This window comes from Pseudomonas sp. TE31087, assembly GCF_057284075.1.
In genome coordinates, this window is sequence record NZ_JBXVNN010000001.1 from 3,870,981 (window position 1) to 3,885,960 (window position 14,980).

Below are 14,980 nucleotides of genomic sequence, written 5' to 3' on the forward strand. Positions count from 1 at the left end.
GGCTTGCCCCGCGAATGCGATCGCGGGGCAAGCCCGCTCCCACGCGTGTTGCGACGACATTTACGCATGAATTCCAGACCAACGCCCCGCCGCACATGCCGCGGGGCGTTTTTTTTGCAGGCCCGCAAGGGCATACTAGGCCAGTCTCCATCCCCGGTACGCCAAACCCCATGCTCCGCGCCCTCCTCTTACTAGCCCTGTCATGCCTGCTCACCCCGGCCTTCGCCGACGAGCGCGCGCAGACCCAGCAGCAGCTGGACGCCACCCGCCAGGACATCGCCGAGCTGAAGAAGATGCTGGGCAAGCTCCAGGAGGAGAAAGCCGGCGTGCAGAAAGACCTCAAGTCCACCGAGACCGATATCGGCACCCTCGAGAAACAGGTGGAGGCACTGCAGCAAGAACTAAAAAAGACCGAGGGCGAGCTGGAGCGCCTTGATCACGAGAAAAAAAAACTCCAGAGCGCCCGCGTTGAACAGCAACGCCTGATTGCCATCCAGGCCCGTTCGGCCTACCAGAACAATGGCCGCGAGGAATACCTCAAGCTGCTGCTGAACCAGCAGAACCCCGAGAAGTTCGCCCGTACCCTCACCTATTACGATTACCTCAGCAAGGCGCGCATGGACCAGTTGCGCGCCTTCAACGAGACCCTGCGCCAGTTGGCCAACGTCGAGCAGGACATCGCCCGCCAGCAGGAACAGCTGCTGACCCAACGCGCCGACCTTGACGGCCGCCGTCAGGCGCTGGTGGCCGAGCGCGACAAGCGCCAGCAGGTGCTGGCCAAGCTCAACAGCGACATGAAAGAGCGCGACCAGAAGCTGCAGAGCCGCGAGCAGGACCAGGCCGACCTGGGCAAGGTGCTCAAGACCATCGAGGAAACCCTGGCCCGTCAGGCCCGCGAGGCCGAGGAAGCACGCCAGCGCGCCCTGCTGGCCAGGCAGGAAGAAGAAAAACGCCACAAGGAGCAGGCCCTGGCCGCGGCGGCACGTGCCCAGGAGCCCGAGGAGGCGCCGAAAAAGGCCCGCACCACCCTCGGCCCGGTGGTTTCCAGCGATGGCGCCAGCTACGGCGGCGCTTTTTCTGCGGCCCGGGGCAAACTTCCATGGCCGGTCAATGGTCGATTGCTGGCGCGTTTCGGCGATACCCGCGGCGGCGATGCCCGGGCCAAGTGGGACGGGGTGATGATCGGCGCCAGCGCCGGCACCCAGGTGCGCGCCGTGCACGGCGGGCGCGTGGTGTTCGCCGACTGGTTGCGCGGCGCTGGACTTCTGGTCATTCTCGACCATGGCAATGGCTACCTGAGCCTGTACGGCCACAACCAGAGCCTGCTCAAGAGCGCCGGCGATATCGTCAAGGCCGGCGATGCCATCTCCACCGTCGGCGACAGCGGTGGCCAGGACAACGCCGGCCTGTACTTCGCGATTCGCCAGCAGGGCCGGCCCACCGACCCTGCGCAATGGTGCCGAGGCTAGTGTCCTGTCTCGGAAATACGTTCTCTTTTGGCGAGTGGCTTGGGTGTTCGGCCAAGGCGCCGCGACGAGTCATAGCAGGGCTATGGCGAGGAGTGGCAACGCCGGCCGGGCGCCCAAGACGCCGCCAAAAGTGAACAGCTTATTTCCGAGACAGGACACTGGATAATGCTACTTTTACGGCGCCGCCCACGAAACGGCGGCGCCGATGCTCCCGACGGGAGCACCAACAGGATCAGGAGTTCGTTCGACATGCTGCACTCGCCTCGCCTCACCCAGCTGGCCCTGACCATCGCCCTGGTCATCGGCGCGCCCCTGGCCGTTGCTGCCGAGCCGGCCAAGCCAGCGGCCAAGCCGGCTGCGGTGCCGGCCACCGAGGTGACCGCCAAGGCGCCGCTGCCGCTTGAAGAGCTGCGCACCTTTGCCGAGGTCATGGACCGCATCAAGGCCGCCTATGTGGAGCCTGTGGACGACAAGACCCTGCTGGAGAACGCCATCAAGGGCATGCTCAGCAACCTTGACCCACACTCTGCCTACCTCGGCCCCGAGGATTTCCAGGAGCTGCAGGAAAGCACCAGCGGCGAGTTCGGCGGCCTGGGCATCGAAGTGGGCATGGAAGACGGCTTCGTCAAGGTGGTCTCGCCCATCGACGACACCCCGGCCTCCCGCGCCGGCATCGAGGCCGGCGACCTGATCGTCAAGATCAACGGCGCGCCGACCCGTGGCCAGACCATGACCGAGGCCGTGGACAAGATGCGCGGCAAGATCGGCGAGAAGATCACCCTGACCCTGGTGCGCGACGGCGGCACGCCGTTCGACGTGACGCTTGCCCGCGCGGTGATCCAGGTCAAGAGCGTCAAGAGTCAGCTGCTGGAGAACGACTACGGCTACATCCGCATCACCCAGTTCCAGGTCAAGACCGGCGACGAGGTGGGCAAGGCCCTGGCCAAGCTGCGCAAGGACAACGGCAAGAAGCTGCGCGGCGTGGTCCTGGACCTGCGCAACAACCCCGGCGGTGTGTTGCAGTCGGCGGTGGAAGTGGCCGACCATTTCCTCACCAAGGGCCTGATCGTCTACACCAAGGGCCGCATCGCCAACTCCGAGCTGCGCTACTCCGCCGACCCGGCCGACGCCAGCGAAGGCGTGCCGCTGGTGGTGCTGATCAACGGCGGCAGCGCCTCGGCCTCGGAAATCGTCGCCGGCGCCCTGCAGGACCAGAAGCGCGCCGTGCTGATGGGCACCGACAGCTTCGGCAAGGGCTCGGTACAGACCGTGCTGCCGCTGGCCAACGACCGTGCGCTGAAGCTCACCACCGCACTGTATTTCACCCCCAACGGCCGCTCGATCCAGGCCCAGGGCATCGTCCCGGACATCGAGGTGCGTCCGGCCAAGCTTACCGCCGAGGCCGACAACGACAACTTCAAGGAAGCCGACCTGCAGGGCCACCTGGGCAACGGCAACGGCGGTGCCGACCGCCCAAGCGGCAGCAGCAAGCGCAAGGATCGCCCACAGGACAACGACTTCCAGCTCAGCCAGGCCCTCAGCCTGCTCAAGGGCCTGAACATCACCAAGGGCGACTGACCGCTTCCCATGCGTTACCTGCTGTTCACGCTGTTCTGCCTCATGCTCGGTACCGCCCAGGCGGCGCCGGGCAAGGCCTACATGAGCATCATCATCGACGATCTGGGACAGAGCAGCGAGCGTGACAGCCGCACCCTCGCCCTGCCCGGGCCGGTCACCATGGCGATCATGCCCGACACCCCGCACGCCACCGAGTTCGCCCGCCAGGCCCACAAGGCCGGACGCACGGTGATCCTGCACATGCCCATGGACCCGGCCACCGGTCCCTACGCCTGGCACCCCGGCACGCCGATCGAGGAGCTGGCCCGACGCCTGGACGCTGCCTTGGCCAAGGTGCCTTACGTCGCGGGTATCAACAACCACATGGGCAGCCGCATGACCGCCCAGCGCGAACCGATGCGCTGGCTGATGGAAGAGCTGCAACGCCGCCACCTGTTCTTCGTCGACAGCCGCACCAGCGCCGCCACTGTGGCGGCGGCAGAGGCCCAGGCATTGGGCTTGGCCCATGTCTCACGGGATGTGTTCCTCGATGACGTGCGCACCACGGAGGCGATCAGCGGACAATTGCAGCTGGGTATCGCCCAGGCCCGCAAACAAGGCTCTGCGGTACTGATCGGCCACCCCTACCCGCAGACGCTTGAGGTACTGGCCCGTGAAATCCCCCGACTCAAGGCCCAGGGCATCGAGTTGATCGGTCTACCGCAGATGATCGCCGAACGCGGCAATCAGGCCATGCCCGCCCATGGTCACCAGGGTCGCTACAGCAATCGCTGAGGCGTCGCCCGATCCAGACCAACGTGGGAGCGGGCTAGCCCCGCGATCACCGGCTAGGCCGGTGCTGGCAGGGCATCGCGGGCCAAGCCCGCTCCCACGCTGGTGATACCTATGCCGCCACAGCCAACGTACCGCGCATATCCATAAGCACCACCTGGCGCCCCTTCCCCGCAGGCACGCTCGCATCGGTAATCCATACAGGAGCTCAACCGATGTCGACCAAAGCCACCTCTCTGCTTGCCCTGACGATGCTCTGGGCCGCGACCGAAACCCTCGCCGCCACCAGCGACACACCCACACTGCTGAAAAACGCCCAGGGCGAGCACGCCCATTGGAGCGGCATCGGCCGCCTTAACATGGAGCGCGGCCGCCAATGCATCGCCACGCTGATCGACAGCCGCGGCCCCGCATCCACCACGACAGGCCCCGCTTACCTGCTGACCAGCGGCCACTGCCTGGAGACTCGCAATGGCCGGATCATCCACGATCAGCCGGCGCAGGGCAGCATCACCTTCAACTACTTCGCCGACACCCCGGATGCTCGCCCGACATTCGCCCTCAAGCGCACGCTGTGGAGCAGCATGCAAGGCAGCGACCTGGCGCTGCTGGAACTGGACGCCAGCCTCGCTCAGGTGATGGCCGCAGGCATCCAGCCGCTGGCGCTTGGCGTCAGTCCAGCATCAGGCAGCGCGGTGGTGATGGTGGGCGAGGCCGGCAGGCCAGACCTCGGACTGCGCGCGGCCCAATGCACAGAACAGGACCAGGCCAGCGTGACCGAGTTTCCCTGGGTATGGCGCAGGCTCAAGGTCAATGACTGCCCCTCCGGCGGCAAAGGCGCATCAGGCAGCGCGGTGATCGACCAGGTCAGCGGACACTTGGTCAGCGTCGTCAACAGCGTGCCCGTCGGAGCGACGCAAAACAATTACGCCATCCCGGTCCAGCGTGTACTCGGTTGCTTTCACCAAGGCCACGCCGATCTGAGCCTCGAACGCTGCATCCTGCTGCCCGCCTTCCAAATCACTCAGAAAGGGCGGGCCCGCTTGCTCAGGCGGCTCGGCAACGGCTCATCCGCCGCCACCTGGGACCTGGCCCTCGACATCGACACCCCGCGCTACCGCTACAAGCAGGTACGCGATGCACTCGAGTGCGAGGACGCGGCCGGCTACAGCGGCACGATCCCCGCCAGCGAACGGCGCATCGACAACTCGATCGCCAGCGAGCCGGGCCGCTACTACCTGTGTCTGGTCGGCGTGCAATCGCCGGATCAGCGTCCCTACCCGGCCCTGCTGGCCAACGCCCTTAGCCTGCCTGTCGAGGTGATTCCGGCAGGTCTTCCGCAAATCCGCTACACCCTTGATCGCCACGAGCAAGGCCACGTCATGCTCAACTGGCAGACCAGGCAGCCCTACCTGAGCCACTACCTGGTCAAGTACGGCGCCGCGGACCGGATGGACTGCGACAACGCCTTCGGTTACCGCCGCGCCCTGACACCCGCTCAGGTTATCCCGGCCTCACGCCTGCCGGCCACGCTCTGTAGCCGCGCCATCGACATCGACGGACAAGTGGCGTCGACCCACAGCGAACTGCTGCCGGTGCACGGCCATTGATTTCAGGCCCTGCCTGCGCCGCTCAGGCAGGGCCGCCCCCTCAAGCCAAGGGAATGATCCCTGCCACATCGCTGGCAGTCAGGCGCCCCCTGTGCACCCGCTCACCGCTGACGGCCTCGTACTGTCTGCCCAGAAAACGCTGGCTCCAGACCTTCAGGTGCCCATGGGTGAACGCCTCGAGCGGCGCTGCCTGGGAGGGCAGGTGGAAATGCGCCGCCCAGAGGCTGCGCCCCCTGGTTTCCCCTGGGGCTTCCAGGCGGGTTACCCTGAACTCGTCGAACGGGCTGGTAGTGGCCGAGGTATCACGCCTGATGTAGTCCACCTTGATCAATCCCTGGGCATGGAGAAAGCGCAGCCCGTGCGCAGATGGATAGCAGGTCTTGTCGTACAGCTCGGTCAGCAGCCGCTTCATCTGCGCCTGCAGGTCGCTCACCGCGGCATTCAAGGCGCCCACCAGCGCTTCAGCCGCTCCCTGCCCGGCCAGGAGCGCGGCCGTACCTTGCAAGCGGTCGGCCTGGCGTTTGAGCATGCGCTCCAGCATGCGTCCATTGACGTCATCCTTCACATAGGCCCGGGCGATGGCCAGCACGTCTTCGCTATCCTTCAGCAGCCCCTGCACCAGAGCCTTGGCTTGCTCCGTGCCCTCTTCCTCGGCACCGGCCTCTGCCCCATCACCTTCGCGCTCCACCCAGTCACCGTCCTTGAAGTCGAAGACCTGCAGGACCGCCTTGCTGATCGGGTCACGCACCTCGAGCAGTGTCCCCGCCTGCCCCTGCACTTCAGTCCCGATGACCAGCAGGCCTTCACGGGTGCGCACGGCCCGCTGCAACTCCTCGGTGCGCGGATAAGGCACTCGCTTGATCAACCCTGGCGCGCCGTCCTGCTCCGCAAGGGCATCCACCAGACGGCGGCCGGCATCATCCTTGAGCAGTTGCATATGGGTCCGGTAGCGCTGAAGCCGGTCGACTTCCACCAGGTCGCCGCCCGTGCGCTCCAGGTGCAGCGCATTGATGATCGCCGCCGCATAGGCGTCCCACGCTTCCTGGAGAATGCTGATGCGATCGGCCACGCCCAGGTTGGACATCAGCGACTCGCCATGGGCCGTGGCGGCGCTCCTGAGTGTGGTGCCCGCCAGATCGTCGCGGTACCTCAGCAGTTGATGCCGGCCATTTTGCGAGTCCAGGTGCAATGCCAGGTCTGCCAGGTTCAGGGCGTGATGGAAGCGAAGATCGACAACGGTGAAGGTACGCTCGGCTATCAACCGGGCGACCGTTCGCCGGGTTCCGGCAATGCCGAAGTCAAGGTCGTCGGGGACCTCGGCCAGCAACTCATCCAGGCCACCTTGCGCGACCAGCATGCGCTCCTGGAGGTCGACGACCTTCGCCAGCTCCACGCGAAAATGCCGGTACTCGTCGCGCACATGGGCGCCTACACCGTCATCGAACTGCGCCGCCAACTCGGTCATGCGCGGAAAGTTCGCAAGGTGCTGCAGCTCACCCAGGATGAAATCGCTGTTGCGCAGCAGCGCAGCCGTCAGCGTGGCCCGATGCAGGCCGAGGGTCTGTGCGAAGCCCGGCTTGCGGAAGGTTCCGTACTTGGGCTCGAGCATGCTCTGCAGGACACCGCAGTGCTCGCGATCCAGGCGGACCACCGCTTCGGCCTGGGCGACGGCTTGCAGGCGCTTGGCGTCCAGTTCGCCAGCGAGCGCGGCGATGCGCTGATCATAAGACGCCATGATCCGGTCGGAGGCGGCCCTGTCGAACGTGTCATCCTCGTGCTCCTCAGCTGCGAGTCGCCTGCCCCTTTCCTGAATCCTCAACCTTTCCAGATGCTGAAGACGCTCCTGGACCGTGACGACTTCCTGGCTGAAGCGGCCGAACGTTTGCAGCTCCCGGTTTGCCTGATCGGTCAATTTGTGGGTGGCGACTCGCAGCCTGGCGAACTGCCGCTCGAGACGCCCGCCGGGCATGCCACCACCGAGGCGCAGCCGGGTATCGATGCGCCAGGCACCTTGCTCGAAGACCAGCCACGGCCCCGGCTGCCGCGCGCCGTCGACAATCCGGATGTCATCGCCTTCCACACTGACGGCGAAGACCTCCCCCAGCATCGAGACATAGTGCCGCCCGTCGACCGTGTACAGCCCGGCTAGCGAGGGCTGCAAGCCCGCCAGCGGAACACTCGCACGCATGGCCATCAAGGCCTTGCGTTGCTCCGGGGCAAGCCAGTTGAACCCCTGGTTGCCGCGCCAGCTCAGGTCGAGCTGCAAACCCGTGGCGGCACGCGGCAGTGGCCCCGGCATACCCACCTTGCCTTGGGCCGGCTCGACCCTGGCCGCCGCATAGCCACCGTCCTGGGTGGGAGGTCCTTCGAAGCCGGTGGCCTGGAGCAAGCGCCGCGGCACTGCCTGGCGGCCCTTCGGCAGTCGCGCATGCAACAGCGCCATGCCAAGGTTGATGACCAGGTCGACGGCGGCCGTGGAGCGCTCGAACGCGCCACCTTGCGCCAGCGCCTGGCCATCGCCACGCAGGCTATCAAGGGCCTGGATCAACCAGGCAACCGTGGCGATCGGCCCACTCATCAGCACCGTGGCGGTATCGAACAGCAGCCAGGCGCCTTTGCCGAGCACCGCCCAACGGCTTTCGGCAGTGGACGTGCTCTGCTTCTCGGCCATGTCCAAAAGTAGCGCCCGATTTGCCGCGTACAATTTTTCATCCACATCGTCTAGCCACAGCACCCCGTCCAACCGGGCTGGCTCGGGCCTTTCGGGTAGTTGGAAAGGATCAATACCAAGATGCACGACGTGGGGCTCTGCGAACCCACCCTTGTCGTAGATCGGCCGAGCATGCTCATCCATCCAGGCCAGGATGCTCGCCTGCAGCGGGCCCGATTCGCGGATGGCCGCCATCAGCGCATCGAGGCTGGAGAACTGCCGTAGCGGTTCATCCGCGTACAGCGGGCGGTAGAGCAGCACCACACGGGGCTCGGTCGAAAACAGTACGAACATGCCCTGGACCCGATCATGCCGGCTGGAAGTCGGCTGCCGTTTGAAGGTGAGCGGCATCAGGCCGCTTGCCTTCAAGCTCTTGTCGCCAAGGTCTTTTGCACAGATCGATGACACACTGCAGGCCCGCTTCGCTGAGCTTGTGATCGAGTTTCGCCTGCAAGGCGCTGAAACGCAGCGCCTGGCGCCACTCCCGGGCAAAGCGGCGAGTGCGCTCGGGGCGGGCCGCCGGGTCATCCAGGGCGTCGGCCACGTACTTGGGATAACGGCCACCGATATCGACCTTGCGCACCAGTGCCTTCACGTAGTCGGTAGTCATCCAGGGCATGATCAGCTGACCGTTGGCATGCCTGATGTTTTGGATGAAGGCATCACCCAGTGAGCTGAGATTGGCGATGGCGAACTCGGTCAGGGTCAGCTCGCCCGCCGACTCCAGCGGTTCGCCACCAGCCGTTCCTGCGCCTGCGCCACCCGCAACTCCGTTTGCGACCTCAAGCGCCAGGATCAGTTCATCGGAGAAATAGTTGGCTTGCACCGGATAGTCCTCGAGCATCTGTTTGCGCAGTTGCTGGCGGGCATAAGCCTGCAGGTCGAGTATCCCATCCAGCGCCGCCACGCCCTTTGCGTCAATCTGGTCCAGCGCCATATCCAGCAACGCCGACTGATAGGCGAAGCTGGTGCTGGCCGACGTGGCGGCTATGCCTGGCGGTATCGCGGGCGCACCCGTTTCTTCGACGAAGTAGCCCGCCACCAACCACTGCGCGGGGTCGCTCAACTCGGCGAACAGCGCCTCCATTTGCGCCAGTGTCAGCCCCTGCAGACGCAGCTGCCCGATGCGCTCGAGCATGTGCCCGAGCAGCAAGGCGCTCCACTGCGCGAATACATCGCCCTCGAGTTCGTGGCGATCCCAGGTCAGGGCAGTGAACCGGTAGCGCAGCGCAAGTTCGTCACGCAGCGCCAGGGCGAAATCGTCCAGCGAATCGAAGGCCCTGACCTGGCCCGACGGCTCAAGCCAGAGCACAACCGCTCGCTCGTCCCACTCGGCCGTCACCAGCAAGCCGGGCTGGAGCCGTCTGAATTGCTGCTGGTCCGCACGCAGGCTGGCCTGGACGACGAACACCGCAGGCTGATCATCACTTCCCCGAATCAGGCCACGGACACAAGCCTGCTGCTGGTCGTCCAGACCCTGCAGGGGCAGGTTGCGCAGCAACGCCATTTTCAACAGCAACTGCAACCAGCTATCGCGGCGCTTGCCGGATGTACCCAGCCCGTTCCAATAGCTCACCTGAGCCTGGCTGAAGTGCTCGATCAGTCGCGCCAGCAGCCTGTTGAGCACAGGCGTGATGCCCGTCAGACGACGTGTATCCCAGGCACCGTGCGAGCCGGCGAAGCGGTGAGACCCCGCCAGGCCCAGATTGTGATGGCGTTCGCCGATGGCCTCCAGGTCCAACGGCGTACCATCGAGCATCGCCTGCAGCACAACCTCCACCAGCGGGGCGGTCGTCCAGTAGTGGGTGTCTGGATCCGGGCTGTCCAGGATCAGCGGATCGGCGGACTCCAGCGCCGGCTCGACGAAGGCCAGCCATGGCAGCTCCCTGAGCAGCACGTGCAGCAGCTGCTCGCTGACCACCTGGCGCAAGGTCGGCCGACTGGCGAATTGCCGGGCGACGGCGTTCTTGAAGTCGAAGATCGGTGTTGAGGTGTTGGTCATGGAAAAGGCCCCGTTCATTGATGAGCCACCACCATGCCCCCGCACCCGCACACCACTGGCACTACATATTGCCCCCCGGATACGACAAGGGGCCCGACACTTGCGCGCCGGGCCCCTTGTTCACATCAGCCGTGATCAGCTGTACACACGCCCCAGCAACTGGCGGTGGCTTTCGAACTGATCGAGCACGTCACGCACGATCTGCTCGCGGGTGAAGCCCATCAGGTCGTATTCCTGGCTGCCATCGTGCAGGTACACCTCGGCACGGTAGAAGCGCTGGCGCACTTCCGGCTCGCCTTCGACCGGCGCCTCGCTCGGCGCGGCCATGTAACCGTCCAGGCTGGCTTCGTAGACGAACGGGTTGCCCTCTTCCATCATCACCCGCAGGCCCATCATGTTGCGCGACTGGCCAACACGGGTCTCGACTTCGAAGCCCAGGGTGCGCAGCTGCTCGGCGGCTTCTTTCAGCGCCGGGCTGACCTGCTTGTCCATGAAGCGCTGGACCACGGCCTGGGTCGGCTGCAGGTCCAGTTGGCTGAGGCGCTCGCTGAAGCCGCGACGGCCACGGGCGGCCAGTTCGGCGCGCTCGCTCTCGACCGCGACGTCCTGCTTCATGGCTTTCATCAGGCCGAACATGAACAGCACCAGGACCACCGAGAACGGCAGGCCGGCCAGTACCACCATGGTCTGCATGGCTTCGAAGTTACCGGCGAACAGCAGGCCGATGGTGACCAGGGTGATGACCACCGACCAGAACACCACCATCCAGTGCGGGGCGTCTTCGTCGACCTTGCCGCCTTTGCACGACAGGTTGGCCATCATCACCGCGCCGGAGTCGGCCGGGGTCAGGAACAGCACGAAGCCGACGAACACCGCCACACCGATGACGATCTTGGCGGCCGGGAAGAATTCCAGCAGCTGGTAGATCGACATCGACGGCTGTTCGAGCGCGGTCTTGCCCAGCTCGACGGCGCCCTGGTTGATCACCAGGTCCAGCGCGGTGTTACCGAAGATCGACAGCCAGGCCAGGGTGAAGCCCAGCGGGATCAGCAGCACGCCGCTGACCAGCTGACGCACGGTACGGCCCTTGGAGATACGGGCAATGAACATGCCGACGAACGGGCCCCAGGAGATCCACCAGGCCCAGTAGAACACGGTCCACAGGCCCAGCCAGCGCTCGGACTTGTCGTTGTCGCCTTCATAGACATACAGATCGAAGGTCTTCAGCACGACACCGTTGAGGTAGTCACCGACGTTCTGCACGAAACCGTTGAGCAGGTGCAGGGTGTTGCCGGCCAGCAGCACGAAGATCAGCAGGCCGCTGAACAGCAGGATGTTCAGGTTGGACAGGCGGCGGATGCCGTTCTCCACACCCGACACCGCGGCCACGGTGGCAACGCCCGCCATGACCAGGATCACCACCAGCAGGTTGGTCTTGCTGTGGTCCATGCCGAACAGGTATTCCAGGCCCGAGGCCACCTGCATCGAACCGATGCCGAGGTTGGTCACCAGGCCCAGCAGGGTAACGAACATGCCGAAGATGTCCACGGCATGGCCCGCGCCGCCCTTGACCCAACGCTCACCGACCAGCGGGTACAACGCCGAACGCAGTGCCAGCGGCTGGTTGTGACGGTAGGCGAAGTAACCCACGGCAAGACCGACCAGGGCGTAGATCGCCCAGCCGTGCAGGCCCCAGTGCAGGAAGGTCAGCTGCAGGCCCTGGCGTGCGGCCTCGAGGCTGGCAGGGGTGCCTTCTGGTGGGTTGAAGTAATGGTCCAGCGGCTCGGAGGCGCCGAAGTACAGCAGCGAGATACCGATGCCCGAGGAAAACAGCATGCCGGCCCAGGCGCCGTAGCTGAAGTCGGGGGTGTCGTCCTTGCCGCCAAGCTTGAGCTTGCCGTAGTCGGAGAAGGCCAGGTAGACGACGAACAGCAGGTAACCGCAGATCACCAGCATGTAGTACCAGCCGAAGGTACGGGTCAGCCATTTCTGGGCGACACCCAGCGCCTGGCCGGCGGCTTCGGGGACAGCGATCAGCAGGGCAGTCAGAACAAGGATCATCAGCGCCGAGGTGTAGAACACCACGCGGTTGACCCGTACCCGCTCGGCGGGGGGGGTTGTCAGGGAGGCAGAACTCATTGCACGAATGCTCCGGGCAGTGCGGCAGTGGAGGCTATACAGTTATTTCCCGCGCAATTGGTGCAATAGCCCTACTGCGCAAGGTGTTATAAAAGGCACCTGGAAACCGTGATCCCGAATCGAAACGCTGCAAAAAAAACAGACCGGCCGCCTGTCGCCTTGCCACGCACTCAGCAGAAGGTGCGCGCATTCGCCACAGACCACCTGGCCCGCTCCAAGGGCCGACCGCGCAGTCCATGACCGCTCGGCAGAATCTGTCCTTTGCATCGCTCATGCCCGTCAACGCCTTGTATTCCGGGGGTTACACGATTTCCTGGGGTGTCGATTCGTGTCCTCTTGACCGTCCTGAAAACTGTCAATGGCACAAATTGTCGCAGAGCTTATTCTTTATTGATTGAACGTTCAATCAAAACAAAATAGACTGGCCTCGCCGAGGTAGCCGCTTGTCGTCTGCCCGCAGGCCTGAGGAGATAGCAAGATGCCCAAGGTCGGTATGCAACCCATCCGCCGCCAGCAGTTGATCGAAGCCACATTGCAGGCAGTCGATCAGGTCGGACTGGGCGATGCCAGCATTGCGCTGATTGCCCGTTTGGCCGGTGTGTCGAACGGCATCATCAGTCACTACTTTCAGGACAAGAACGGCCTGATCGCAGCGACGATGCGCTACATCATGAACATGCTCAACGAGGGTGTGATCGCGCGTCGTCAGGCACTCACGGACGACAGCCCGCGTGCCCACCTGAAGGTGATCATCGAAGGCAACTTCGATGCGAGCCAGGTGAATGGCCCGGCAATGAAAACCTGGCTGGCCTTCTGGGCCTCCAGCATGCACCAGCCGTCTTTGCACAGGTTGCAGCGGATCAACGATCACCGCCTGTATTCCAACCTGTGCTGCCAGTTCCGCCGCGTCCTGCCGCTCTACCATGCGCGCAAGGCTGCCCGCGGGCTGGCAGCCCTGATCGACGGCCTGTGGCTGCGTGGCGCCCTGTCGGGAGATGCATTCGACACCGACCAGGCAATACGAATTGCTTACGAATACATGGATCTACAACTGGCTAAACAGCAGTCCCTGGGCACAACCGACCAGGCCTCTGAACAGCCGCGCGCAGCGACCAGCCAACCGGCAGGAGCGTGACGCGGCAGCCAACCACACACTGCACTTGCGAGGACACTATGGCCCGTTTCGGAACGCAAAAACTCTACATTGATGGCGCTTACGTCGACGCTGGCAGCGACGCCACCTTCGAAGCCATCAACCCGGCCACCGGCGAAGTCCTCGCTCACGTGCAGCGCGCGACCCAAGCCGACGTCGAGAAGGCCGTCGAAAGCGCCGAGCGCGGCCAGAAAGTCTGGGCCGCGATGACCGCCATGCAGCGTTCGCGCATCCTGCGCCGCGCCGTCGACATCCTGCGCGAGCGCAACGACGAACTGGCCATGCTGGAAACCCTGGACACCGGCAAGTCGTACTCCGAGACCCGCTACGTCGACATCGTCACCGGCGCCGACGTGCTGGAGTACTACGCAGGCCTGGTACCGGCCATCGAAGGCGAGCAGATCCCGCTGCGCGAATCGTCCTTCGTCTACACCCGCCGCGAGCCGCTGGGCGTGACCGTCGGTATCGGCGCCTGGAACTACCCGATCCAGATCGCCCTGTGGAAATCCGCCCCGGCCCTGGCCGCCGGCAACGCGATGATCTTCAAGCCGTCGGAAGTCACCTCGCTGACCACCCTGAAACTGGCCGAGATCTTCACCGAGGCCGGCCTGCCGAACGGCGTGTTCAACGTCCTGACCGGCAGCGGCCGCGAAGTCGGCACCTGGCTGACCGAGCACCCGCGCATCGAAAAAGTCTCCTTCACCGGCGGCACCACCACCGGCAAGAAAGTCATGGCCAGCGCCTCCAGCTCCTCGCTGAAGGAAGTGACCATGGAACTGGGCGGCAAGTCGCCACTGATCATCTGCGACGACGCCGACCTGGACAAGGCCGCCGACATCGCCATGATGGCCAACTTCTACAGCTCGGGTCAGGTCTGCACCAACGGCACCCGCGTGTTCATCCCAGCCCCGATGAAAGCCGCCTTCGAAGCCAAGATCGCCGAGCGCGTCGCCCGCATCCGTGCCGGCAACCCGGAAGACGAGAACACCAACTTCGGCCCGCTGGTCAGCTTCCAGCACATGGAAAGCGTGCTGTCGTACATCGCCAAGGGTAAAGAAGAAGGCGCCCGCGTGCTGTGCGGCGGTGAGCGTCTGCTGGACGGCGACTTCGCCAAGGGCGCGTTCGTGGCCCCGACCGTGTTCACCGACTGCAGCGACGACATGACCATCGTCAAGGAAGAGATCTTCGGCCCGGTAATGAGCATCCTCAGCTACGAGACCGAGGAAGAAGTCATCCGTCGCGCCAACGACACCGAATACGGCCTGGCCGCCGGCGTCTGCACCAACGACATCAGCCGCGCCCACCGCATCATCCACAAGCTCGAGGCCGGCATCTGCTGGATCAACGCCTGGGGCGAGTCGCCGGCGGAAATGCCGGTTGGCGGTTACAAGCAGTCGGGCGTCGGCCGTGAGAACGGTGTCAGCTCGCTGGCTCAATACACTCGCATCAAGTCGGTCCAGGTCGAGCTGGGCGGCTACAACTCGGTTTTCTAAACCCCGTTTAGCCACGCCCGTGCCTTCGCGCACGGGCGTTTCCGCTCCCTGACCA

General features: G+C 64.7%; 9 protein-coding genes. 6 read left to right on the forward strand and 3 right to left on the reverse strand.

The features are described from left to right. The first annotated feature begins 170 nt into the window (after positions 1-170). From ACZ899_RS17430 to ACZ899_RS17445, 4 genes are all read left to right on the forward strand, one after another. Positions 171-1,469, forward strand: coding sequence for a murein hydrolase activator EnvC family protein (locus ACZ899_RS17430; RefSeq protein ID WP_234561605.1), 1,299 nt, complete (start codon positions 171-173; stop codon positions 1,467-1,469). 249 nt (positions 1,470-1,718) lie between these two features. Beyond that, the gene (locus tag ACZ899_RS17435) at positions 1,719-3,047 is read left to right on the forward strand and encodes a S41 family peptidase (RefSeq protein ID WP_062572581.1); all 1,329 of its coding nucleotides are present in this window, start codon (positions 1,719-1,721) and stop codon (positions 3,045-3,047) included. Between the two features lie 9 nt (positions 3,048-3,056). Beyond that, positions 3,057-3,821, forward strand: a complete 765-nt coding sequence (locus ACZ899_RS17440; RefSeq protein ID WP_203648408.1) for a divergent polysaccharide deacetylase family protein — start codon at positions 3,057-3,059, stop codon at positions 3,819-3,821. Positions 3,822-4,033: 212 nt separating this feature from the next. Beyond that, positions 4,034-5,428 carry a trypsin-like serine peptidase gene (locus ACZ899_RS17445; protein ID WP_234561604.1) on the forward strand — a complete coding sequence of 465 codons (1,395 nt, stop codon included), beginning with the start codon at positions 4,034-4,036 and terminating at the stop codon, positions 5,426-5,428. A gap of 40 nt (positions 5,429-5,468) precedes the next feature. Here ACZ899_RS17445 and ACZ899_RS17450 read toward each other — a convergent pair whose 3' ends face one another. The 3 genes from ACZ899_RS17450 to ACZ899_RS17460 all read right to left on the reverse strand — a co-directional run bounded on the left by ACZ899_RS17450 (position 5,469) and on the right by ACZ899_RS17460 (position 12,279). Beyond that, positions 5,469-8,489 (reverse strand): hypothetical protein, encoded by a 3,021-nt coding sequence (locus tag ACZ899_RS17450; RefSeq protein ID WP_485627663.1) that lies wholly within the window; start codon positions 8,487-8,489, stop codon positions 5,469-5,471. Beyond that, positions 8,446-10,140, reverse strand: a complete 1,695-nt coding sequence (locus ACZ899_RS17455) for a dermonecrotic toxin domain-containing protein (protein ID WP_485627664.1) — start codon at positions 10,138-10,140, stop codon at positions 8,446-8,448. Before ACZ899_RS17455 ends, ACZ899_RS17450 begins: the two co-directional genes overlap by 44 nt. A 135-nt stretch (positions 10,141-10,275) precedes the next feature. Then, positions 10,276-12,279 carry a BCCT family transporter gene (locus ACZ899_RS17460; protein WP_203648412.1) on the reverse strand — a complete coding sequence of 668 codons (2,004 nt, stop codon included), beginning with the start codon at positions 12,277-12,279 and terminating at the stop codon, positions 10,276-10,278. 478 nt (positions 12,280-12,757) lie between these two features. Between ACZ899_RS17460 and betI the strand changes: the two genes are divergently transcribed. Further along, on the forward strand, positions 12,758-13,414 hold the full coding sequence (betI, locus tag ACZ899_RS17465; RefSeq protein ID WP_110735256.1) for a transcriptional regulator BetI: 657 nt from the start codon (positions 12,758-12,760) through the stop codon (positions 13,412-13,414). A gap of 38 nt (positions 13,415-13,452) precedes the next feature. Then, a complete protein-coding gene (betB, locus tag ACZ899_RS17470; RefSeq protein ID WP_234561603.1) occupies positions 13,453-14,925 on the forward strand; it encodes a betaine-aldehyde dehydrogenase in 1,473 nt (490 codons plus the stop codon). Positions 14,926-14,980 lie beyond the last annotated feature (55 nt).